Here is a 21123-nt window from a genome sequence, read left to right as displayed (position 1 = left end):
CAGCGTAGTCGCTCGCACCCCCGAGACCGCCGAGGGATGCCTGTGGCAGCATGGGAGGATCCCCGGAAGGAGCGCATGCAGGTGTCCGATCACGACTGGGCGCAGCCCGTGCCGCCTCCGCTCCCCCCGGGCGCGTCCCCCGCGGCTCCGCCGCCCTCCGTGCCGCCCGGGCAGGTGCCCCCGGGATACGGGCAGCCCGGCTACGGGCAGCCGTCGTACGGGCCGCCGTCGCCGGGCGGGTGGTCGCCGCAGCCGCCGCAGGGCTGGACCCCGCCCCCGAAGCCCGGACTGCTCCCGCTTCGGCCGATGGGGTTCGGCACCCTCCTCTGGGCGCCGTTCCGCACCCTCCGCCGCAATCCGGCGCCCGTGTTCGGCACCGGGCTGGTCGTGCAGCTCGCCTCGGCGGTCGCGACCGCCGCGGTCTTCGTTCCCCTCTTCGTCTGGATCTTCGGGCGCCTCGAGACCGCGAGCGAGGCCGACCTCGACGCCATCCTCTCGGGCGCCGTGGGCTGGGTCGTCCTGCTCTCGCTCGTGCCGATCGCGGTGTCGGTCGTCGCCAGCGCGTTCCTGCAGGGCGTCATGGTCGTCGAGGTCGCCAGCGGCACGCTCGGGGAGCGCCTGACCTTCGGCGCCCTCTGGCGCCGCACGGCGAGCCGCATCGGCCCGCTCGTCGGGTGGACCCTCCTCGTCGGCCTCGTGGTCGGCGGGGTGTTCGCGCTCATCGTCGCGGGCGTGGTCGGCGTCGCCATCCTGTTCCCCGACCCGGCGACGGTGCTCACCGTCGTGCTCCTCGCCGCAGGCCTGATGCTCGGCCTCGGGGTGCTCGGTGCCTGGCTCGGCACCAAGCTGGCGCTCGTCCCGAGCGTCATCGTGCTCGAGCGGGTCGGCGTGCTCACGGCGATGCGGCGTTCCTGGACGCTGACGAACGGCAACTTCTGGCGCACGTTCGGACTCATCCTGCTCGTCGCCCTCATCCTGTCGTTCGCCGCGCAGGTCGTGGTGCAGCCGGTGTCGCTGTTCGGGACCATCCTGGCGATGATCGTCGACCCGACGGCGGGCGAGACGTACCTCGCGATCTCGATCGCCACGACCGTGGCGACGCTCGTGCTGTCGGTCCTGATCGGCGCGATCACGTCGGTCGTCCAGGCGGCGCTCATCGCGGTGATCTACATCGACCTGCGGATGCGCACCGAAGGGCTCGACCTCGAGCTCGAACGCCACGTCGAGGCGCGCGACGCCGGGCTCCCCGTCGGCGACCCGTACCTGCCGAACACCGGCGGCGCCCCGGCCCCCGCGGGCGGGCCCGCGCCGACGTGGTCCTGACCGGCGCGCCGCGGTTCGAGCCGCCGCTCGACCCCGATGCGCCCGAGGCCCGTCGCCTGGTGCTCGACGAGCTCGCGAAGCCCGAGTACCGGGCGGCCGAGCCGACCGCGTTCGATCTCGCGGCCCAGGCGGTGCGGGACTGGATCGCGGGCCTGTTCTCCGACGCGGGCGGCCTTCCGCTCCCGATCCTGCAGCTCGTGCTGGTCGTCCTCGTGATCGTGCTGGTCGTGGTCGGGCTCCTGGTATTCGGCCTGCCGCGCCTCCGGCGCCGCGCCCGGGCGACCGCGCCGCTCTTCGACGACGGCGACGTGCGCGACGCCCTCGCGCTGCGCGCGGCCGCCGAGGCCGCCGCCCGTGCCGGCGACTGGCCGCTCGCGATCGAGGAGCGGTTCCGTGCGGTCGTGCGCGGCCTCGTCGAGCGCGAGCTCGTGCGCGTGCACCCCGGCACGACCGCGCACGGCATGGCGGAGGTCGCGGGGCGGCCCTTCCCGCACCTGGCCGTGCGGCTCGAGGCGGCCGCGGCCGACTTCGACGCGGTCCGCTACCTCGCGCGCGCCGGTTCCGAGGAGGCGTACCGCCGGATGGCCGCGCTCGACGACGAGCTCGCGGCATCCCGGCCGCCCGGCAGCGAAGCGCCGACCGGGCCCCCGGCCGGAGGTCGCGCATGACCGCGGCACCGCCGGCCGCGCCCCCACGGCCGCGCGCCGACGGCACGGACCCACCAGCGGCGAACCGTGCCCTCACGCCGACGCTCGGCGCCTACGCCCGCCGGCGACGCGCGTGGATCGTCATCGCCGTCGCGCTGGTGCTCGGCGGGCTCCTGCTCGCGTTCATCCAGGGACTCGTCCGGCCGCCCGGGGCCGCGCTCGGCGCCGACAACCCGGCGCCCGCCGGCGCGCAGGCGCTCGCGCGCGTGCTCGTCGCCGAGGGCGTCGACGTGCGGGCCGTGCGCTCGCTGCCCGAAGCCGAGGAGGCCGCCGCGCGCGGGGCCACGGTGTTCCTGTACGACGAGCTCGGCGTGCTCGACCGCGATGCCGTCTCGGGCCTCGCCTCCGCGGCCGAGGCGCTCGTCGTCGCCCGGCCCGACTTCGCCGCGCTGGAGGTCCTCGCACCCGGCGTCCGGCTCGCCGGAGCCGCCGACGGGCCGATCGGGGAGGTCGCGTGCGACCTCCCCGCCGCGGAGCGCGCCGACGAGCTCTCCGACGGGCAGCGCCTGCTCACGGTCGACGAGGAGGCCGCGGCATCCGGCTTCACGGGATGCTTCGCGGTCGAGGGCGGGTACGCGGTGGTCGCCGGCACCGCCCCGGGCGGCGCCGAGGTCGCCCTCGTCGCTTCCGAGGCGGTGTTCGCCAACGAGACCGTCGACGAGGCGGGCAACGCGGCGCTGGCCCTCGGCCTGCTCGGCGGGCGCGACGACCTCATCTGGTACCTGCCCGGTCCCGCCGACGTGGATGCCGCGGGGGCACCGACCCTGCAGGAGCTCACGCCCGGGTGGGTCAGCCCCGTGGTCGTGCTGCTCGGGGTCGCGGTCGTCGCCGCCGGCGTGTGGCGTGGCCGCCGCTTCGGCCCGCTGGTCGTCGAGGATCTCCCCGTGCACGTGCCCGCGGCAGAGACGGGCGAGGGCCGTGCCCGGCTGTACGCGCGTTCGTCCGCCCGGCTGCATGCGCTCGACCAGCTCAGGATGGGCGCGATCCGGCGCATCTCCGACCTGCTGCGGCTGCCCCGCACGGCGCACGTCGACGCGATCGCCGCCGGCGTCGCCGAGACGACCGGTCGGCCCGCGGCATCCGTTCGCGCCCTGCTCGTCGACGGCGTGCCGGCGGGCGACCGCGAACTCGTCGACCTCGCACGCGGACTCGACGACCTCGAACGCGCGGTGCGCGACGCGCTGCGTCCCGCAGACGACGACGCTCCCGACTCGACAGGAAGGCGAACATGACCGATCCGCACCACGACGACGCGCACCTGCGCTCCGCCCTGGACCGCGTCCGCACCGAGGTCGGCAAGGCGGTCGTCGGCCAGGACGGTGCCGTGACCGGCCTGATCATCGCGCTGCTCGCCAACGGGCACGTGCTGCTCGAGGGCGTCCCCGGCGTGGCGAAGACGCTGCTGGTGCGCACGCTCAGCCGCACGCTCCGGCTGGAGACGCGCCGCGTGCAGTTCACGCCCGACCTCATGCCGGGCGACGTCACCGGCTCGCTCGCCTACGACCCCCGCTCGGGCGAGTTCGCCTTCCGCGAGGGACCCGTGTTCACCAACCTCCTGCTCGCCGACGAGATCAACCGCACTCCGCCCAAGACCCAGTCGGCGCTGCTCGAGGCCATGGAGGAACGCCAGGTGTCGGTCGACGGCGTCACGCGGCCGTTGCCCTCGCCGTTCCTGGTGGCCGCGACGCAGAACCCCATCGAGTACGAGGGCACGTACGCGCTGCCCGAGGCGCAGCTCGACCGGTTCCTGATGAAGCTCGTGCTCGACGTGCCGGAGCGCGAGGCCGAGGTCGCCATGCTCCGCCGCCATGCCGATGGATTCGACCCGCACGACCTCGAGGCGGCCGGCGTCGAGCCCGTGCTCGGCGCGACGGAGCTCGCGGCGGCGCGAGCCGCGGCGGGCCGGGTCGGCGTCGCCGACGACGTGCTCGCCTACGTGGTCGACCTCGCGCGCGCCACGCGCCGGAGCCCGTCGATGCGACTCGGCGTGAGCCCGCGTGCGGCGGCAGGCCTGCTCGCCGCGGCCAAGGCATGGGCCTGGCTCACCGGCTTCGAGAAGGTCACCCCCGACCACGTGCAGGCCATGCTGCTGCCCGCGTGGCGCCACCGTGTGCAGCTCCGGCCCGAGGCCGAGCTCGAGGGCGTCGCGATCGACCAGGTCCTCCGCTCCATCGTCCAGCAGGTGCAGGTGCCCCTCTAGCGATGACCGTCACCGGCCGATTCACGCTCCTCGTCGCCCTCGGCGTCGTGCCCGTCGTGCTGCTCGGCGCCGACGCGGGCGCCGCGTGGGCGGCGATGCTGGCCTGGCTCGGCCTCTCGCTCGGGCTCGGCGCGCTCGACCTCTCGCTCGCGGCATCCCCGCGCCGGGTCGCGCTCGAGCGCGAGCTGCCCGACCGCCTCCGCCTCGGCGAGACGGCGGTCGCAGAGCTGATCGTGCGCAACCTCGGCCGGCGACGGCTGCGCGGCGTCGTGCGCGATGGCTGGGTCCCGTCCGCCGGCGTGCTCGGGCCCAACCGCACCGCCGTCGACGTTCCCCCGGGCGAGGGTCGCCGGATGGCGCTGCGCCTGACGCCCACCCGCCGCGGCGACCGCCGCACCGAGGCGGTCACGGTCCGCTCGTACGGCCCGATGCGGCTGTGGGCGAGGCAGGCGACGCTCGCGGCACCGGGTCGCGTGCGGATCCTTCCGCCGTTCCACGCGCGCGCCCACCTGCCCTCCCGGCTCACCCGCCTGCGCGAACTCGACGGCCGCACGCCGCTGCTGATCCGCGGGCAGGGCACCGAGTTCGACTCGCTTCGTGAGTACGTGCGCGGCGACGACGTGCGCTCGATCGACTGGCGCGCGACCGCGCGCCGCGCCGACCCCGAATCCCCCGGCGCCACGCGCCTGATGGTGCGCACGTGGCGACCCGAGCGCGACCGCCGCATCGTGATCATCGTCGACACCTCGCGCACGGCGGCGGCGAGGATCGGCGACGAGCCCCGGCTCGACACGGCCTTCGAGACCGCGCTGCTGCTCGCGGCGCTCGCCTCGCACGCCGGCGACCGCGTCGACTTCCTCGCCTGGGACCGTCGCCTCCGCGGGCGCGTGCACGGGGCGAGCGGACCGGAGCTGCTCGCCCGCATGGTCGACGTCATGGCCGGGATCGATGCCGAGCTCATCGAGGCCGACTGGGCCGGCCTGCCCGCGCAGGTCCGCGGCGTGACCAGTCGGCGCGCTCTCGTCGTGCTCGTCACCGCGGCCGATGCGCCCGGAAGCACGCGGAAGCTGCTCGCGGTCCTGCCGCAGCTCACCGCGCGGCACCACGTGGTCGTGGCGTCGGTCGCCGATCCGGCGCTCGCCGCCGCCGTCGGGCGCCGCGGCGACCTGGGCGAGGTGTACGAGGCGGCGGCGGCCGAGCGGTCCCGCCTCGACGCCGATCGGGTGGCCGCCGCCATCCGGCACCTCGGAGCCACGACCGTGAGCGCGACGCCGCTCGAGCTCCCGCCGGCGGTCGCCGACCGCTATCTCGAGCTCAAGGCCGCCGGGCAGCTCTGACCACGGCCCAGGCCCCCGTGCCTCAGCCCGCGGCGACCCGCCGCGCGCCCGCGTCGAACGCCGCGAGGTCGCCGGTCTCGCCCGCGGCGGCCGCCCGACGCCCCAACACGAGCATCCACACCAGCAGCCAGCCGAGCGCCAGCGCGCCGATGCCGATCTTGACGGGCCACGGCCACGGTGCGGGCGTGACGAACCCCTCGATCAGGCCCGCGACGAAGAGGAAGAACACGAGCCCGATCGCGACCGCGAACAGCGCGCGCGCATCCTGGGCGAGCGCGGCACCGCGCGTGCGCGGCCCGGGCGCGACCCAGGCCCAGAAGATCCGCAGGCCCGCGGCCGCGGCGACGAACACGCATGTCAGCTCGAGCAGGCCGTGCGGGGCGATGTAGAGGAAGAAGGTGTCGGCCTCGTCGTAGGCGAACATCACGGCCGCCGTGACACCGAGGTTCTGCGCATTCTGCAGGATCACGTACGGCACCCACACGCCGGTGATGCCGAACGCGACGCACTGCGCCGCGATCCAGGCGTTGTTGGTCCAGACCGACCCGGCGAAGGATGCCGCGGGGTTCTCGGAGTAGTAGGCGACGAACCCCTCCTCGGCCAGCGCACGGAGCTCCTCCTCGGAACCGAGGTTCGCGAGCACGCGCGGATCGGCGGCGACCCAGAGCACGTAGAGGCCGGCGACGGCGAAGGTCGCGACGGCGACCGCGAGCGTGAGCCAGCGCACCCGGTACAGCGCGGCCGGCAGCCCCACGAGCGCGAAGTGCGCGAGCTGGCGCAGGGGGTTCTCGGGCATTCCCGTGAAGCGGAGCCGCGCGCGGGCGAGCGAGACGGAGAGCCGGTCGCCGAGGGCCGTGGAGCCCGCGGTCGCCTGCACCAGGGAGAGATCGGAGGCGCCGGCCTGGTAGCGATCGATGAGCTCGTCGGCACTCGTGCCGTCGAGGCGCGGTGCGCGCGAGAGCGCGTCGAGTCGGGCCCAGTCGTCGTGGCGGGCGGTCGCGAGGGCGTCGAGGTCCATCTGGTTGAATACTAGCCATGGCCGACGCGTCCGCTTCCGCGCGCTCCGCACGTCGCGTCGACGACGAGGCGCTGGTCACGGGCGAGGCCGTCGCGCTCGACGTGCGACCCGCCAGCGCGGTCATGCGCTCGGGCGGCGCCGCGATCGACGTGCTGGCCACGCTGGTGGTCGGGCTCGCGGCGTTCCTCGCGATCGTCGGACTCGACCTCGACGCCGCCGCGCTGCGCGCCGTCGGCATCTCGCTGGTGGTCGCATGCATCGTGGTGCTGCCGACGGCGGTCGAGACCGCCTCGCGCGGGCGCTCCCTGGGCAAGCTCGCGCTCGGCCTCCGGGTGGTGCGCGACGACGGCGGCGCGATCGGCTTCCGCCACGCGTTCATCCGCGCGCTCACGGGCGTGCTCGAGATCTGGATGACGTTCGGCGGGCTCGCCGTGCTCGTCGGCTTCCTGAACCCCGACTCGAAGCGCCTCGGCGACCTCCTCGCCGGCACGCACTCCCAGGTCGAGCGCGTGCCCCGCTACGTGCCGCAGGCGTTCGGCGTCCCGGCCCCGCTGGTCGCGTGGGCCGCGATCGCCGACGTGGGACGCCTTCCCGATCCGATCGCCAGGCGCGTCGCCGCCTTCTTCCACAACGCGCCGCACCTCGCGCCCGACAGCCGTCGTCGCGTCGCCGAGCGACTCGCGGCCGAGGTCGCGCCCTATGTCTCGCCGGTGCCCGCGGTCGACCCCGAGCTGATGCTCGCCGGGGTCGCCGCGCTCCGCCGCGACCGCGATCTCACCGCGCTCGCGCTCGAGTCGCGCCGCATGGCCGCGCTCGAGCCGGTGCTCGAGGACCGGCCCGTCGGGTTCCCCCGGCGCTAGGCGCTCGAGCCGCCGCGGCAGCGTGCTCGACCGCGGGGCGCCTGGCCCCCTGCGCTCAGTACCGGTAGTGGTCGACCTTGTAGGGCCCGTCGACCGGCACGCCGATGTAGGCCGCCTGCTCGGGGGTGAGCACCGTGAGCTCGACGCCGAGCGCGTCGAGGTGCAGTCGCGCGACCTTCTCGTCGAGGTGCTTGGGCAGCACGTAGACGCCGACGGGGTACGCGTCGGGCCGCGTCCAGAGCTCGATCTGCGCGAGCACCTGGTTGGCGAACGAGTTCGACATCACGAACGACGGGTGCCCGGTCGCGTTGCCGAGGTTCATGAGGCGCCCTTCCGAGAGCACGAGCACGCTGCGGCCGTTGGGCAGACGCCACTCGTGCACCTGCGGCTTGATCTCGACGCGCTCGGCGCCCTCGAGCGACTCGAGGCCGGCCATGTCGATCTCGTTGTCGAAGTGGCCGACGTTCGCGACGATCGCGAGGTGCTTGAGCCCGAGCAGGTGCTCGAGGCGCACGACATCCTTGTTGCCGGTGCCCGTGACGAGGATGTCGACCTCCCCGATCACCGACTCGAGGCGCGAGACCTGGTAGCCGTCCATCGCCGCCTGCAGGGCGTTGATCGGGTCGATCTCGGAGACGATGACGCGCGCGCCCTGGCCGCGGAGCGCCTCGGCGGCGCCCTTGCCGACGTCGCCGTAGCCGGCGACGAACGCGACCTTGCCGCCCATGAGCACATCGGTGGCTCGGTTCAGGCCGTCGGGCAGCGAGTGCCGGATGCCGTACTTGTTGTCGAACTTCGACTTCGTCACCGAGTCGTTGACGTTGATCGCGGGGAAGAGCAGCTCGCCCGCGGCGTGCAGCTCGTACAGGCGGTGCACGCCCGTGGTGGTCTCCTCGGTCACGCCCTTCAGCTCGGCGGCGATCCGAGTCCAGCGGTCGGGAGCGAGCTCGAGCGAGCGCCGGAGGGTCTCGAGCACGACGCGGTACTCGGGCGAGGCGTCATCCGTCGCCTCGGGCACGGCGCCGGCGGCCTCGAACTCGCGGCCGCGGTGCACGAGCAGCGTGGCGTCGCCGCCGTCGTCGAGGATCATGTTCGGGCCGATCCAGTCGGCGCCCGCCGCCTCGGCCTCGGCCGACCAGTCGAAGATCCGGTCGGTGCACCACCAGTACTCGTCGAGCGTCTCGCCCTTCCAGGCGAACACGGGAACGCCGGCGGGCTCCTCGACCGTGCCGTCGGGGCCGACGACGACGGCCGCGGCGGCTTCGTCCTGCGTGGAGAAGATGTTGCAGCTGGCCCAGCGCACCTGCGCGCCCAGCGCGACGAGCGTCTCGATGAGCACCGCGGTCTGCACCGTCATGTGCAGGCTGCCGGCGATCCGGGCGCCCGCGAGCGGCTTCGCGGCGCCGAACTCGGCTCGCAGCGCCATCAGGCCGGGCATCTCGTTCTCGGCGAGGCGAAGCTGATGGCGCCCCGACTCGGCGAGCGAGAGGTCGGCGACCTTGAAGGGCAGAGCGGATGTCGCGGTCGAGCTGGCGAGGGTCATGTCGTCCATTCTCGCATCCGCGCCGACGGTGCTCAGGCCCGGATGAGCGCGAGCACCTCGTCGCGGATGGCGGTCATCGTCGCGGCATCCTCGCCCTCGACGTTGAGCCGCAGCAGCGGCTCGGTGTTCGACGGGCGGACGTTGAACCACCAGAACGGCTCGTCTCCCGAGACCAGGCCGGTCGCGGTGAGGCCGTCGAGCTCGTCGAACTCGGCGCGGCCCGTGAACGCCTCGACGATGCGCGTGTAGGCCGCTGGGACGTCCTCGACGATCGAGTTGAGCTCGCCCGAGAGCACGTACGGCGTGAACCGCGCGGCCAATTGCGAGAGCGGCGCAGGCTGGGACCCGAACTCGGCGAGCAGGTGCATCGCGGCGAGCATGCCGTTGTCGGCGCCCCAGAAGTCGCGGAAGTAGTAGTGCGCGGAGTGCTCGCCGCCGAAGACGGCGCCGGTCTCGGCCATCCGGTCCTTGATGAGCGAGTGCCCGACCCGGGTACGGACGGCCACCGCGCCGGCCGCCTCGATCGCCTCGGGCACGAAGCGCGAGGTGATGAGGTTGTGGATGACGATCGGCTCGTCCTCGCCGAGGGCGCGGACGCGGGCGATCTCGCGCAGCGCCACGATCGCGGCGACCGCCGAGGGGTCGACGGCGCCGCCGCGCTCGTCGACGACGAAGCAACGGTCGGCGTCGCCGTCGAACGCGAGGCCGAGGTCGGCGCCGTGCTCGACGACCGCGCGCTGCAGGTCGACCAGGTTCTCCGGATCGAGCGGGTTCGCCTCGTGGTTGGGGAAGCTGCCGTCGAGCTCGAAGTAGAGGGGGACGATCTCGAGCGGCAGCGCCGCCAGGCCGGCGGCATCACCGAGGACGGCGGGCACGGTGAGGCCGCCCATGCCGTTGCCGGCGTCGACGACCACCTTCAGCGGGCGGATGCCGCCGAGGTCGACCAGCGAACGGAGGTGGCGCGCGTAGTCGGCCAGCACGTCGGCGTGCTCGACGCCGCCCGGCTCGGCGACCGGGAGCACGCCGCCCGCGTCGAGGTAGTCGGCCGCGCGGTCGCGGATGCCCGCGAGCCCGGTGTCGAGCGAGATGCCCTGTGCGCCCGCGCGCGAGAACTTGATGCCGTTGTACGAGGCGGGGTTGTGGCTCGCGGTGAACATCGCCGCCGGGGCGTGCATCGAGCCCGAAGCGAAGTAGCTCTCGTCGGTCGAGCACAGCCCGATCGCCACGACGTCGGCGCCCCGCGCGGTGGCCCCCAGTGCGAACGCGTCGGCGAATCCCGGCGAGGAGTCCCGCATGTCGTGGCCGACGACCACCCGGCCGCCCGCGGCGGCGACCTCGTCGACGAAGGCCGCGCCGAGCGCCTGGACGACCTCGTCGGTCAGCGCCTCGCCCACGATCCCGCGGACATCGTAGGCCTTCACGATCGTTCCGAGGCGCGCGGAAGCACCGGGCGAGGAGGGCGGGTTCATGCGCTGAACCCTACCTCACCGACGGTGACGTGCCGGATGATCTGCCACCCCCGGGGAGCGGAGGTCCGCGCGGCGTGCCGCTCGCACAGGTCGTACGAGTGCGGCTCGCGTGTGAACGACAGCGGCCCCAGCACGGCCATCGAATCGGCGTAGTCGTACGTGAGGGTCGCGACCGCCTCGGCGGTGCATGCGGTGCGCGAACAACGTCTCATGGCGTCCCCCAGATTAGCGATCCGCGGCCCCGCTACAGTGGAGGTCATGCCTCGTTCCCGTCGTGTCGCCGCGACGCCCGCCTCGCCGAGGCGCCTCGCCCGCGACCGCCACGGCCGCGGGATGCGCTCGCCCGTCACCGGCCCGCACCTCGAGCCGCTGCGCACGCGCATCGAGGAGTTCGACGTCACGATCGCCTCGACCGCGGCGTACCTGCGCGGGCTGTGGCCCGATCTCGAGGGCGTGGGCTTCCAGGTCGCCGATGCGCCCGCCGAGGCGATCCACGATGACCACGTCGACCGGTGGAAGGTCTACCACGACGAACGGCGCATCGTGTTCTTCCGGCTCCCCATCGTGCGCTTCCTCCGGACGCAGGAGGGAGAGGAGAAGGACGAGAAGCTGCTCGTGGAGAGCTGCGTGTTCCGCGCCGTCGCCGACTTCCTCGGCCGCGACCCCTGGGAGCTCGCGCCCGGACGCTACCGGCACTTCTGACCCGCGCGCGGCCGCGCCGTCCGCGTCGATCGCCGCCCGCGGCGACGACCTCACTCCGGATACACGCGGACCGGTGCGTCCAGCGGACCCGGCGGCGCGACGGGCATCGACGAGAGCTGCGCATCGCCGGCGAACGACACCGAGGCGTGGAGCCCCTCGACGCCGTCGAGCACGACCCGGGCATCGGGTTCGACGTCGACGGATGCCGCTCCGCCGGCCGGGACCGTGACCTCGCGTGGCACGCCGCCGATCGCCACCTCCACGACCGCGTCGTCGTCACCCGGGTTCGCGAGGTGCAGCACCGGGGAGGGTCCCTGCGGGACGGCGATGGTCGCACGCTCCAGGAGGGGCGCCGTCGACGCGGTCCACGACAGGTCGGCCACGATCGGGTCCTCGCCGTCGCCGAGCACGGTGGCGCGCGCGGCGGCCACCACAGGCTCCTCCGCCGCGACGACGACCGTGTAGTCGCCGGGCTCGACGACGCCGATGGGGACGTCGACGGTCCGCCCGGCCGTCAGTTCGGCGTCGATGCTCGAGACGCTCGTGCCGGATTCGTCGAGCACCTCGATGACCGCCGGGGTGTCGGCATCGGGTGCGAGCACGCGGATCGCCGGGTGGTCGTCTCCCTCGGCGTGATCCTCGACCGGCGCGACGCCGCGGCGGTCGGCGATCACCACGCCGGGGATGACCTGCGTCCTCGCCGGCGCCGCAGCGGGGGTCGACAGCTCGACGCCCGCGGGCTCGAGGCCGAGCACGACCGAGTGCTCCAGTGCGGCGGCGATCGGCCCGCCGGTGCTCGTGACGTGCACGACCGTCGATCGGACGTTGGGCGCCAGTCCCGCGAGCGACACCACGCGCTGGGTACCGGGCGGCACGATGATCCCGAGCGCACCGGTCGCCTCGACCGGGCCGTTCTCGCCGATCACCCGCACGTCCACGTTCGAGGCGACCTGGCCTGGGTTGGACAGGAGCACGAGGCCCGACCGGCCGACGTCGGTCGCGCCGGCGACGAGCCACGAGTCGGATGCCGGCTCCGCGCAGGCCGAGCCCGCGAAGCCGCGGACCGACGTCCCGGCGGCGTCCTGCGACTGGGCGCCCGCCACCATCCCGGCGTCCACGCTGCCCGGCTCCGCGGCGATCGCGACCGGGCCGCCGTCGACGTCGGCGCCCGCGTTGTCGGGCGCCGCGACGGGCGACTGCTCGACGAGCGCGTCGGCGGGGTCGGCGGCGAGCGCGATGGGCGCGGGGCCGAACGAACCGGCGGTCGTGGCCTGAGCGGCATCGTCGGCCAGGGACAGCAGCGGCCCCGGGCACACGCGCAGCTGGCGGCTCTCCGCCGGCTGCACGACGGTCGACGGCGCCTCGGCCTCGGCGACGGGAAGCGGGAGGAGCGCCGCGGCGACGACGAGTCCGCCCGCGACCGCCGCGGCACCGAGCGCCGCGGCGCCGCGCGCGACGCCGATGACGAGTTCACGCCTGACGCGCACCTCGATCACCTCCGCTCGGTTGCGTCTCGACCTCGTCGGGTCCGGATGGCGCCGGCTCGGCGAGGTCGGCTCGGCCGGGCCCGTCCGACTCGACGTGCTCGGCGCGCTCCGGACCGGCGGGGTCCGACGCGGCGGGTGCCGCCTCGACGGTGTCCGGGCGGACCGTGTCCGCCTCGGACGGGACCTCGGCGGGCGAGGCGTCCTCGGTCTGGGCTTCCTCCCCGCCGCCCTGCGGGACGGGGCCGGCGGATAGCGCGGCCCTCCCCCGCCTGGTGCGCTTCGACGGCGGCCGTCGGTCGGGTTCGCGACCGCCGCCGGTCGGGATGGAGAGCAGCAGCGCCGAGCCCACGACGAGCAGCTGCCCGGCGACGATCCACCCCGTGAGCGGACCGGCCGGCGGGATCTGCGCGCCCGGTGCGTCGGCCTCCGCGTCGATGAAGCGCCACAGCGGGCCGAACCGCGTCTCGCCGACGGGCACGGTCTCGGCGTTCCCGTCGAGCGCGACCCGGGCGCGCTGCTCGACGGCCGCGGCTCCCGGGTCCTCGCCGGCGGGGCCGAGCAGCACGAAGGAGAGGCCGAACTGCTCGACCGCCGCCGTCGCGTCGTAGCCGCTGCGTGACGCGAGGTTGCCCGCCAGGTCGGCGAGCTCCTCCGTCGTGGGCGTCAGCTCCTGCTGCGTCGCGGCGAGCGTGGACTGCGCGTCGAGCGTGACGCCCGTGCCGCGCTCGATGGTGGCGAGGAGCCCGCCTCCGTCGGCGGGCTGGAGCCGGAGCGTCCCGACGCGCGGATCGGTGGCCGCCTCGGCCTCCACGAACGCCGGCAGGGTGCGGTCGGGCGCAGGCCCGACCGCGGTCTGCCCGAGGGCGAGCAGCAGGAGGGCCGGGACGGCCGCGGCCATCACGAGCACGGTGATTGCCGCGGCGAGCGCCGCAGCACCGCGTCGGAGGCCGTCGAGTGCGAGCACGGCGGCCGCGACGAGGCCGAGCCACATGAGGCTCAGCCCCGACCCGGCCCACACCGGCACGGCCCGGTCGCCGGCGACCGACAGCTGGAGGCCGCCGGCGAGGACGGCCGTGGCGTAGCCGAGCGCCGCGAGTCCGAGCGAGACGAGGCCCGCCCGGTACCGTCGCGACGCGACGACCCCGAATGCCGTCAGCGCGAGGGGTGCGACGAGCACCGCGAGCACGACCGGCAGCGGGACCACCTCGCCGATCGCGCCGCCGAACAGGTCCTCCCAGTGCCCCCATGTGGCCGAGGCCTGGCCGAGCGCGGCCTGGAGCGGAGTGGGCGGGACGGAGGCCTGCGGGAGCCCCGGATCGACGAGGAGCGCGAGCGGCGTGCCCCGACCCCACTGCTGCACGGCGAGCGGGAGGAACAGTGCGAGCGCGGGCAGCGGGATCCACGCCAGGCGCACCGCGGCGCGGCGGGCCAGGGGGAGGGAGACCAGCCAGGCGACGAGCAGCGCCGGCGCGAGGCTGGGTGCGGCGGCCAGGATGGCGGCGAACACCAGCGACGCGGCGGCCGCCGCCGCCCACGAGGTCGCAGCCGCGAACATCAGCACGATCAGCCATGGGAGCAGCACGTGCGCGAGCACGGGCCCCGGGCGTCCGGCGGAGAGCGCCTCGAGCAGCGGCGGCGCCGCGGCCCAGGCGAGACCGGCGAGGACGCGCAGCGCCGCGCGCTCGGTCAGGCGGCTGGCGGCGAACCATCCGCCGAGCGCCGACGCCGGGATCGCGACGAGCCACAACGCGAGCAGGGCGACCGAGGGATTCCAGAACGCGAGGCTGCCGACCACGGCGAGCACCCCGGAGAACGGGTCGGCCGCCCCCTCGAATCCGCCGCCGAGGTCGCGCCATCCGGCCGCCGCGTTGCGCCAGAGCGTCGCGACGTCGTCGGAGAGCGGGAGCAGTCCACCGCCGGCGATGCCGCCCGAGGCGGCGAGCGGCGCGAAGACGACGGTCGAGGCCACGACGCCGGCGAGGAGGACCCAGCCGCCGCCGGTCTGCAGGAAGCGCAGGTCGTCGGCGCGGCCGCGCGCCCGCTGCCGGCGCGCCTCGGCGGCCTGCTGGCGGCGGAGCCGGACCTCGTTCGACCGGATGCGGAGCGGCGCGAGCGAGGACCAGCGTGCGGTTCGCGCCGACGCGACCGTGCGTCGCGCGCGAAGGACGCGTCGGGGCGTCGCCATGACCTCGACCGCCGCGCGGAACTCGCCCGGGATCGCCCCGGGCGACTTCACGAGGAGGTGCCGCATCGACCTCACCACGGCGAGCGGGAGGAACGCGAGCCAGTACAGCGGCACGATCGCGGCGGGCGCGGTCACCAGGCGCCGGTGCAGTCGCGCCGTGCGGGCCTCGCGGGCGCGTCGCCGCGCGGCCCGGCCGCCCGGAGCGGACCCCTGCCCGGCGATCCCCGAGTCGGCGTACCGGATGCGTGCCGCGGGCACGGCGACGACGCGGTGGCCAGCGAGCCGTGCGCGCATGCCGAGGTCGAGTCCGTCGTCGATCGTGGGGAGGGCGGGATCGAAGCCGCCGAGCCGGCGCCAGACGGCGTGCCGGACGAGGATCCCGACGGGATCGGCGCCGAGCACGTCGGACAGGTCGTCGTGCTGGCCCTGGTCGAACTCGTCCTCGACGATCGCGAGGCTGCGGCCGCTCCGCGTGACGGATCGCCCGAAGCGGATGATGCGCGCGGGCTCGTCCCACGAGACGAGCTTCGGCGCGACGATCGCCGCGGAGCGCGCGGTCGCGAGCGTGGAGACGAGGGCGTCCAGCGCGCCCGGCTCCGGCGCGCCGTCCTCGGTCAGGAGCCAGAGCGCCTCGTCATCGGACGCCGGAGCCGGCAGCGTCGACTCGACCGCGAGCACCGCCTGCCCGAACGGGAGCACGGACTCGAGCCGCACGAGGTGGTCGGGGCGGGACTGTTCGACGAGCGCCCGCGTCGCGTCGTCGCTGCGCATGAGCACGACCGCGAGCGCGTCGGAGGGTCGCAGCTGTGCGCGCAGCGCCTCGAGCGTGGTGGCCAGGCGATCGCCGCCGTGCTGCACGACGAGGACGGCGGTGACTCGAGGGAACATCGGGGACAGCATAGGCGGCGCGGCGCGCGCCGTCGGTCACCCTGCGGGCGTGGCCCGAATCGCGCCGACCCGGTCGGCACGACTCGGGTCAGCCGGCCTGCCGGCGCAGCTTGCGGCGTTCGCGCTCGGAGAGACCGCCCCAGATGCCGAACCGCTCGTCGTTCGAGAGGGCGTACTCGAGGCACTCGGCGCGGACCTCGCAGCCCGTGCAGATGCGCTTGGCATCCCGTGTCGATCCGCCCTTCTCGGGGAAGAACGCCTCGGGATCGGTCTGTGCGCACAGCGCATCGGTCTGCCACGCCAGTTGGTTGTCGTCGTCTGCGACCCCGCGAACCCCCGGAACGCCGAGCCGCACGGGGTCGACGAACCAATCCTCAGGTACCCCAGAACGATATTCAGGCTTGCCCATATCGTCTCCCACCCAGTTGTACCGACATCCCCGAGGGGCGTGTCTTGACCAATTACATCGGTGTAATTCGGTGGAAGTCAAGTCGCGAATCGTAAACCCTCAATGCTCCGTCGAGGCTTCGGAGATCGCGCGACACGCTGACGGCGTGTCCGAGTCGTGATGGTCAGTCGACGGGTGCCGCGCGGCGGGCCGCCCACGCGCTCGCGACCATGTCGGCGAGCGAGTGGCGCATGCGCCAATCGAGGTCGCGTGCGGCGAGCTCGCCCGAGGCCACGATCCGTGCCGGGTCGCCCTCACGACGGGGCCCGATGACGGGCTCGAACGCGATGCCGGTGACCCGGGCCACCTCGCGCATGATCTCCCCGACCGAGACGCCGTCGCCCGAACCGAGGTTGTAGACGGCCTCGACAGGCTCGCCCGCGTCGAGGCGCCGCGCGGCCGCGACGTGGGCGTCGGCGAGGTCGGACACGTGGATGTAGTCGCGCACGCACGTGCCGTCGGGCGTCGGGTAGTCGTCGCCGTTGATCTGCGGCGTGCGCCCGTCGAGGAGCGCATCGAACACGAGCGGGAAGAGGTTGTGCGGGCTCGTGTCGACGACCTCGTCGGTGCCCGAGCCGACGACGTTGAAGTACCGCAGCGAGGTGTGACGCAGACCCGCGGCACGGCCCTGGTCGGCCATCAGCCACTCGCCGATGAGCTTCGATTCGCCGTAGGGCGACTCGGGGCGCTTGGCGGTGTCCTCCGTGACGAGGTCGACGTCGGGGGTGCCGTAGACCGCCGCGCTGGAGGAGAAGACGATGCGGTCGACGCCCGTCGCCTGCATGGCGCCGAGCAGGCGGGCGGTGCCCGTGACGTTCTGGTGGTAGGTGTGGAGGGGCTGCTGCACCGAGACGCCCGCGTACTTGAAGCCGGCGAGGTGCACGACGCCGCGCACCCGGTGCTCCCGCATCGCATCCTCGAGGAGCGCCCCGTCGAGGATCGAGCCGTGCACGAACGGCACACCCTCGGGGACGAATGCGCGGTGGCCCGACGAGAGGTCGTCGACGACGACGGTGTCGATCCCCTGCGCCCGGAACGCGCGGACGACGTGCGCTCCGATGTATCCCGCTCCCCCGGTGACCAGCCAGCTCATGTCCGCCTTCCGCCGCCGGTGCCTCCGGCGTCGTGACGATGCTAGCGCTCGGCCCCGGGGGGCGGATGGCGCGGGGTCAGGCCCGGCGCAGCGTGATCTTCTCGACGTGGCGGTTGCGGTCGCGGATCTCCGGACGGCCGTAGCCGTCGGTGTCGAGCCGGAGCAGCGTCGCGACGACGCCCCACGCGGCCAGGCCGGCGATGATCAGCAGCACGATGATGTCCATGGCAGGAATTCTCCTCCTTGCAACATCCTGCCGGTAGTGGCAGACTCGCCATAGATCGACACTTTTCTGCCACCTGACCGGCGGCAGTCCCGGGAGGCCACCGTGCTCCAGACCATCGCCTGCATCGCCGTTCCCCAGATGGCGCCGTTCGAGTTCGGCGTCATCTGCGAGGTGTTCGGCATCGACCGTTCCGAGCAGGGCGGGCCGACGTTCGACTTCCACGTCGTCGCCGCCGAGCCCGGCCCGATCCCCACCAAGCTCGGCTTCGACATCGTCGTGCACGAGGGGCTCGCCGCCGCCGAGACGGCCGACCTCGTCGCCGTGCCCGCGTCGCTCATCGACGAGCCCGCGCATCCCGAGGTGCTGCGCGTGCTCCGCGAGGCCGTCGATCGCGGCGCGTGGGTGCTCAGCGTGTGCTCGGGCGCGTTCACGCTCGGACGCGCGGGCGTCCTCGACGGCCGGCGCGCGACCACGCACTGGATGTACACCGACCGGCTCGCCGAGATGTTCCCCGACACCGAGGTCGACCCCGACGTCCTCTTCGTGCAGGACGGCAAGGTCGTCACGGGCGCCGGCACGGCGGCCGGCATCGACGCGGCGCTGCACATCGTGCGCACCGAGCTCGGCGCGAGCGCCGCGAACATCGTGGCGCGCCGCATGGTCGTGCCGCCGCAGCGCGACGGCGGCCAGTCGCAGTTCATCCAGACGCCCGTCGCCGAGTGCCGCACCGACTCCTTCGCGCGCGTGACCGAGTGGATGCTCGAGCACCTCGACGAGGACCTCACGGTCGACCGGCTCGCCCGCACCGCGCTCATGTCGCCGCGCACGTTCGCCCGCAAGTTCCGCGCCGAGACGGGCACCACGCCCAACGCGTGGCTGAACCGACAGCGCCTCCTGCGCGCGCAGCAGCTCCTCGAGGAGACCGACCTCACGCTCGAGGAGATCGCGCGCGACACGGGCTTCGGCGCCGCCGCCGTCATGCGGCACCACTTCGTCAAGGTCCTGCAGACCACGCCGACCCAGTACCGACGCGTGTTCGGTCCGCGCCAGGCGGGCTGACCGGGCGGCGAGACGGCCGAGCGGATGCCGCGGCATCCGCTCGGCGCTCAGCCCGCCTGAGCCGGCACCGTGGCGACCCAGGCCACGCCGTCGCCGGCGAGTCCGAGCCAGCCCTCGTCGGGCGAGACGAAGACCGATGCGCCGCGCTCGACGCGGGCCGCGCCGTGCGCGCCGCTCGCCTCGACGGGCGCGCCCTCGGCCAGTACGATCGCCGGTCCGGCCAACGGCACGCGCGCGGCATCCGTCGCCCCCTCGACCCGGTACAGCGTGAAGTCGGGCACCGGCGGACGGTACTCGACGACACCCGGCGACACCTCCACGGCCGCGAGCCGCGGCGGGTCGATCGGGGTGAAGTCGAGCACCTCGAGCAGCTCGGGGATGTCGATGTGCTTGGGCGTGAGGCCGCCGCGCAGCACGTTGTCGCTCGCGGCCATGAGCTCGATCCCGAGGCCCGAGAGGTACGCGTGGATGTTCCCCGCGTCGAGGAAGAGCGCCTCGCCGCGGCGGAGCGTCACGCGGTTGAGCAGGAGCGAGATCACGATGCCGGGGTCGCCCGGATACTCGTCGGCGAGGTCGCCCACCGTGCGGAAGGACGCCGAGTAGGGCGAGCCGAGGGCGATGCTCGATGCGGCGAGCGCGGTGACGCGTTCGATCACCCACGCCGCCTCGCCGGTGTCGCCGCCGCGGCCGTCCTGGAGGAGCCAGGCCACCGCCTCGCGAAGCGGATCGGCGCCGTCGAGGCGACCGGCGAGCAGGTCGAGTGCGCCGGGCTGCGGCTCGTCGGAGGCGGCGTCGGCCGCCCGGAGCGTCGCGAGCACGCCGTGCACCTCGTCGAGCGGCCGGAATCCCGAGAGCGCCTCGAACGTCTCGCTGACCGCGACGACGAGCTCGGGCTTCGCGTACGGGTCGCGGTAGTTGCGGTCGAAGGCGTCGACGGCCGGGCCCTCGGCCTCCTCGCGCGCGAATCCCGCGCGAGCCTGCGCGGGGGTCGGGTGGGCCTGGAGCGATAGCGGTCGGGCCGCGGCGAGCAGCTTGAGCAGGAACGGCAGTCGCGCGCCCGCGCTCGCGAGCCCGGGCCCGAGGGTGCCGACGGGGTCGGACGCCACGAGCTCGGCGAGGTCGGCCGCCCCGGCCGTCGCCGGGTCGACGATCGCCGCGGGCGAGCCGGCGTGCGCCCCGAGCCACAGTTCGGCCTCGGGCCCGCCGCTCGGCTCGACGCCCCGGAACTGCGCGATCGCGGTGTGGGATCCCCACGCATAGTCTCGAGGGCTGTTGCGGATGGCGACAAACATGCGTGAGGGCGTCCTTTCCCGGTTTGGCACCAAACTACCAACGGCTGCGGCTCGGCCCGGGGGCATGCATAGGCTCTGGGCAGCCACCACGAGGAGGAGCCCAGATGTCCTACGAGCCGCTCGCGAGCGACTTCTATTCGTACGGTTCGCTGCTGACGGACCGCGAGCAGGACGCGCTCGCCGCGCTGCGCGACTGGCTCGAGCGCGACGTGCGCCCCATCGTCAACGACCACTGGGAGCGGGCCGAGTTCCCGATGGAGGTCGTGAAGCCCCTCGCCGAGCACGGCGTGCTGTCGTACGCGTGGGACGAGACGACGCCCTTCGAGAACTCCGCGGTCTTCCGCGGCTTCGTCGCCCTCGAGCTCGCGCGCGTCGACGCGTCGGTCGGCACGTTCGTGGGCGTGCAGAGCGGCCTCGCGACGGGGGCGCTCGCGGTCGCGGGCTCGCCCGAGCAGCGCCGCGAGTGGATCCCCCGGCTCGCATCGGGCGAGGTGATCGGCGCGTTCGGCCTCACCGAGCCGCTCTCCGGCTCCGATTCCGCGCGCGGCCTCCGCACGACCGCGCGCCGCGAGGGCGACACCTGGATCCTGAACGGGCGCAAGCGCTGGATCGGCAACGCCACCTTCTCCGACATCACGATCATCTGGGCGAAGGACGAGGCCGACGGCCAGGTCAAGGGCTTCATCGTGCCCACCTCCACGCCGGGCTACGCCGCGACGAAGATCGAGGGCAAGGTCAGCCTCCGGATGGTGCAGAACGCCGACATCGAGCTGACGGATGTCGCGGTGCCCGAGTCCCTGCGCCTGCAGCAGGCCGACTCGTTCCGCGCCACCGCCGCAGTTCTCCGCCGTACTCGCGCCGAGGTCGCCTGGTCGGCGGTCGGCACCGCGATCGGCGCCTACGAGGCGGCGGTGCGCTACGCGCGTGAGCGCGAGCAGTTCGGCCGGCCGATCGGCTCGCATCAGCTCATCCAGGACCTCCTGGTCAAGTGCTTGGGCAACATCACGGCCTCGCTCGGGATGGTGGTGCGCGTGTCCGAGATGCTCGACCGCGGCGAGCAGCGCGATGAGCACTCGGCGCTCGCGAAGGCCTATGCCACGTCGCGCATGCGCGAGACCGTCGCGTGGGCGCGCGAGGCGTGCGGCGGCAACGGCATCGTGCTCGACTTCGACGTCGCGCGGTTCTTCGCCGACGCCGAGGCGCTGTACTCCTACGAGGGCACGCGTGAGATGAACACGCTCATCGTCGGCCGCGCCATCACGGGCGAGGCGGCGTTCGTGTGAGGC

At 74.2% G+C, this 21123-nt stretch carries 19 protein-coding genes; 9 read left to right on the top strand and 10 right to left on the bottom strand.

The genetic code is table 11. The features are described 5' to 3' along the window. Positions 1 to 81 precede the first annotated feature (81 nt). The 5 genes from ACZ4TW_RS12775 to ACZ4TW_RS12755 are packed head-to-tail and all read left to right on the top strand — an operon-like array spanning position 82 to position 5567. The gene (locus tag ACZ4TW_RS12775; RefSeq protein ID WP_465543105.1) at positions 82 to 1323 is read left to right on the top strand and encodes a DUF7847 domain-containing protein; all 1242 of its coding nucleotides are present in this window, start codon (positions 82 to 84) and stop codon (positions 1321 to 1323) included. Further along, complete coding sequence (locus tag ACZ4TW_RS12770) at positions 1314 to 1991, top strand: DUF4129 domain-containing protein (protein ID WP_465543104.1); 678 nt, start codon at positions 1314 to 1316, stop codon at positions 1989 to 1991. Before ACZ4TW_RS12775 ends, ACZ4TW_RS12770 begins: the two co-directional genes overlap by 10 nt. After that, complete coding sequence (locus ACZ4TW_RS12765; RefSeq protein WP_465543103.1) at positions 1988 to 3262, top strand: DUF4350 domain-containing protein; 1275 nt, start codon at positions 1988 to 1990, stop codon at positions 3260 to 3262. The genes ACZ4TW_RS12770 and ACZ4TW_RS12765 overlap by 4 nt, the downstream gene beginning before the upstream one ends. Further along, the gene (locus tag ACZ4TW_RS12760) at positions 3259 to 4230 is read left to right on the top strand and encodes an AAA family ATPase (protein WP_465543102.1); all 972 of its coding nucleotides are present in this window, start codon (positions 3259 to 3261) and stop codon (positions 4228 to 4230) included. The genes ACZ4TW_RS12765 and ACZ4TW_RS12760 overlap by 4 nt, the downstream gene beginning before the upstream one ends. 2 nt (positions 4231 to 4232) lie before the next feature. Next, the gene (locus tag ACZ4TW_RS12755) at positions 4233 to 5567 is read left to right on the top strand and encodes a DUF58 domain-containing protein (RefSeq protein WP_465543101.1); all 1335 of its coding nucleotides are present in this window, start codon (positions 4233 to 4235) and stop codon (positions 5565 to 5567) included. Positions 5568 to 5589: 22 nt separating this feature from the next. Here the strand turns inward: ACZ4TW_RS12755 and ACZ4TW_RS12750 are convergent, their stop codons facing one another. Next, positions 5590 to 6585 carry a stage II sporulation protein M gene (locus ACZ4TW_RS12750; protein ID WP_465543100.1) on the bottom strand — a complete coding sequence of 332 codons (996 nt, stop codon included), beginning with the start codon at positions 6583 to 6585 and terminating at the stop codon, positions 5590 to 5592. 17 nt (positions 6586 to 6602) lie between these two features. Here ACZ4TW_RS12750 and ACZ4TW_RS12745 point away from each other — a divergent pair, with 17 nt between their 5' ends. Beyond that, positions 6603 to 7445, top strand: coding sequence for an RDD family protein (locus tag ACZ4TW_RS12745; RefSeq protein WP_465543099.1), 843 nt, complete (start codon positions 6603 to 6605; stop codon positions 7443 to 7445). Positions 7446 to 7500: 55 nt separating this feature from the next. On the opposite strand, the gene ahcY is transcribed toward ACZ4TW_RS12745, so the two are convergent. The 3 genes from ahcY to ACZ4TW_RS12730 are packed head-to-tail and all read right to left on the bottom strand — an operon-like array spanning position 7501 to position 10669. Continuing rightward, positions 7501 to 8988, bottom strand: coding sequence for an adenosylhomocysteinase (gene ahcY / locus ACZ4TW_RS12740; RefSeq protein ID WP_465543098.1), 1488 nt, complete (start codon positions 8986 to 8988; stop codon positions 7501 to 7503). Between the two features lie 32 nt (positions 8989 to 9020). Beyond that, a complete protein-coding gene (locus tag ACZ4TW_RS12735; protein WP_465543097.1) occupies positions 9021 to 10457 on the bottom strand; it encodes a phosphomannomutase/phosphoglucomutase in 1437 nt (478 codons plus the stop codon). Next, on the bottom strand, positions 10454 to 10669 hold the full coding sequence (locus ACZ4TW_RS12730) for a DUF3499 family protein (RefSeq protein WP_465543096.1): 216 nt from the start codon (positions 10667 to 10669) through the stop codon (positions 10454 to 10456). The genes ACZ4TW_RS12735 and ACZ4TW_RS12730 overlap by 4 nt, the downstream gene beginning before the upstream one ends. A 46-nt stretch (positions 10670 to 10715) precedes the next feature. On the opposite strand from ACZ4TW_RS12730, the gene ACZ4TW_RS12725 reads away from it, so the two are divergent. Beyond that, positions 10716 to 11159, top strand: coding sequence for a hypothetical protein (locus ACZ4TW_RS12725; protein WP_465543095.1), 444 nt, complete (start codon positions 10716 to 10718; stop codon positions 11157 to 11159). 50 nt (positions 11160 to 11209) lie between these two features. Here ACZ4TW_RS12725 and ACZ4TW_RS12720 read toward each other — a convergent pair whose 3' ends face one another. From ACZ4TW_RS12720 to ACZ4TW_RS12700, 5 genes are all read right to left on the bottom strand, one after another. Further along, positions 11210 to 12646, bottom strand: coding sequence for a DUF5719 family protein (locus tag ACZ4TW_RS12720; protein ID WP_465543094.1), 1437 nt, complete (start codon positions 12644 to 12646; stop codon positions 11210 to 11212). Next, positions 12630 to 15719 carry a glycosyltransferase family 2 protein gene (locus ACZ4TW_RS12715; RefSeq protein ID WP_465543093.1) on the bottom strand — a complete coding sequence of 1030 codons (3090 nt, stop codon included), beginning with the start codon at positions 15717 to 15719 and terminating at the stop codon, positions 12630 to 12632. The genes ACZ4TW_RS12720 and ACZ4TW_RS12715 overlap by 17 nt, the downstream gene beginning before the upstream one ends. Before the next feature lie 88 nt (positions 15720 to 15807). Further along, positions 15808 to 16128 carry a WhiB family transcriptional regulator gene (locus ACZ4TW_RS12710; protein ID WP_465543092.1) on the bottom strand — a complete coding sequence of 107 codons (321 nt, stop codon included), beginning with the start codon at positions 16126 to 16128 and terminating at the stop codon, positions 15808 to 15810. Positions 16129 to 16291: 163 nt separating this feature from the next. Then, positions 16292 to 17260 (bottom strand): UDP-glucose 4-epimerase GalE, encoded by a 969-nt coding sequence (galE, locus tag ACZ4TW_RS12705; protein ID WP_465543091.1) that lies wholly within the window; start codon positions 17258 to 17260, stop codon positions 16292 to 16294. 76 nt (positions 17261 to 17336) lie between these two features. Beyond that, positions 17337 to 17486, bottom strand: a complete 150-nt coding sequence (locus ACZ4TW_RS12700; RefSeq protein WP_465543090.1) for a hypothetical protein — start codon at positions 17484 to 17486, stop codon at positions 17337 to 17339. Between the two features lie 102 nt (positions 17487 to 17588). On the opposite strand from ACZ4TW_RS12700, the gene ACZ4TW_RS12695 reads away from it, so the two are divergent. Continuing rightward, a complete protein-coding gene (locus ACZ4TW_RS12695; RefSeq protein WP_465543089.1) occupies positions 17589 to 18545 on the top strand; it encodes a GlxA family transcriptional regulator in 957 nt (318 codons plus the stop codon). 47 nt (positions 18546 to 18592) lie between these two features. Here the strand turns inward: ACZ4TW_RS12695 and manA are convergent, their stop codons facing one another. After that, positions 18593 to 19837, bottom strand: a complete 1245-nt coding sequence (gene manA / locus ACZ4TW_RS12690) for a mannose-6-phosphate isomerase, class I (RefSeq protein ID WP_465543088.1) — start codon at positions 19835 to 19837, stop codon at positions 18593 to 18595. Positions 19838 to 19941: 104 nt separating this feature from the next. On the opposite strand from manA, the gene ACZ4TW_RS12685 reads away from it, so the two are divergent. Continuing rightward, on the top strand, positions 19942 to 21120 hold the full coding sequence (locus tag ACZ4TW_RS12685; protein ID WP_465543087.1) for an acyl-CoA dehydrogenase family protein: 1179 nt from the start codon (positions 19942 to 19944) through the stop codon (positions 21118 to 21120). Positions 21121 to 21123 lie beyond the last annotated feature (3 nt).

Source organism: Agromyces sp. NPDC029043, assembly GCF_055564615.1.
Note: the sequence above shows the minus strand (reverse complement) of the source record. Positions and strands in the feature narration are given on the sequence as shown.

Excerpts from the sequence above, each read along its gene's own strand:
- ACZ4TW_RS12765 (WP_465543103.1), top strand. The coding sequence starts at position 1,988 with ATGACCGCGGCACCGCCGGCCGCGCCCCCACGGCCGCGCGCCGACGGC.
- ACZ4TW_RS12760 (WP_465543102.1), top strand. The coding sequence starts at position 3,259 with ATGACCGATCCGCACCACGACGACGCGCACCTGCGCTCCGCCCTGGAC.
- ACZ4TW_RS12755 (WP_465543101.1), top strand. The coding sequence starts at position 4,233 with ATGACCGTCACCGGCCGATTCACGCTCCTCGTCGCCCTCGGCGTCGTG.
- ACZ4TW_RS12750 (WP_465543100.1), bottom strand. The coding sequence starts at position 6,585 with ATGGACCTCGACGCCCTCGCGACCGCCCGCCACGACGACTGGGCCCGA.
- ACZ4TW_RS12745 (WP_465543099.1), top strand. The coding sequence starts at position 6,603 with ATGGCCGACGCGTCCGCTTCCGCGCGCTCCGCACGTCGCGTCGACGAC.
- ahcY (WP_465543098.1), bottom strand. The coding sequence starts at position 8,988 with ATGACCCTCGCCAGCTCGACCGCGACATCCGCTCTGCCCTTCAAGGTC.
- ACZ4TW_RS12735 (WP_465543097.1), bottom strand. The coding sequence starts at position 10,457 with ATGAACCCGCCCTCCTCGCCCGGTGCTTCCGCGCGCCTCGGAACGATC.
- ACZ4TW_RS12730 (WP_465543096.1), bottom strand. The coding sequence starts at position 10,669 with ATGAGACGTTGTTCGCGCACCGCATGCACCGCCGAGGCGGTCGCGACC.
- ACZ4TW_RS12725 (WP_465543095.1), top strand. The coding sequence starts at position 10,716 with ATGCCTCGTTCCCGTCGTGTCGCCGCGACGCCCGCCTCGCCGAGGCGC.
- ACZ4TW_RS12715 (WP_465543093.1), bottom strand. The coding sequence starts at position 15,719 with ATGTTCCCTCGAGTCACCGCCGTCCTCGTCGTGCAGCACGGCGGCGAT.
- ACZ4TW_RS12710 (WP_465543092.1), bottom strand. The coding sequence starts at position 16,128 with ATGGGCAAGCCTGAATATCGTTCTGGGGTACCTGAGGATTGGTTCGTC.
- galE (WP_465543091.1), bottom strand. The coding sequence starts at position 17,260 with ATGAGCTGGCTGGTCACCGGGGGAGCGGGATACATCGGAGCGCACGTC.
- ACZ4TW_RS12700 (WP_465543090.1), bottom strand. The coding sequence starts at position 17,486 with ATGGACATCATCGTGCTGCTGATCATCGCCGGCCTGGCCGCGTGGGGC.
- manA (WP_465543088.1), bottom strand. The coding sequence starts at position 19,837 with ATGTTTGTCGCCATCCGCAACAGCCCTCGAGACTATGCGTGGGGATCC.
- ACZ4TW_RS12685 (WP_465543087.1), top strand. The coding sequence starts at position 19,942 with ATGTCCTACGAGCCGCTCGCGAGCGACTTCTATTCGTACGGTTCGCTG.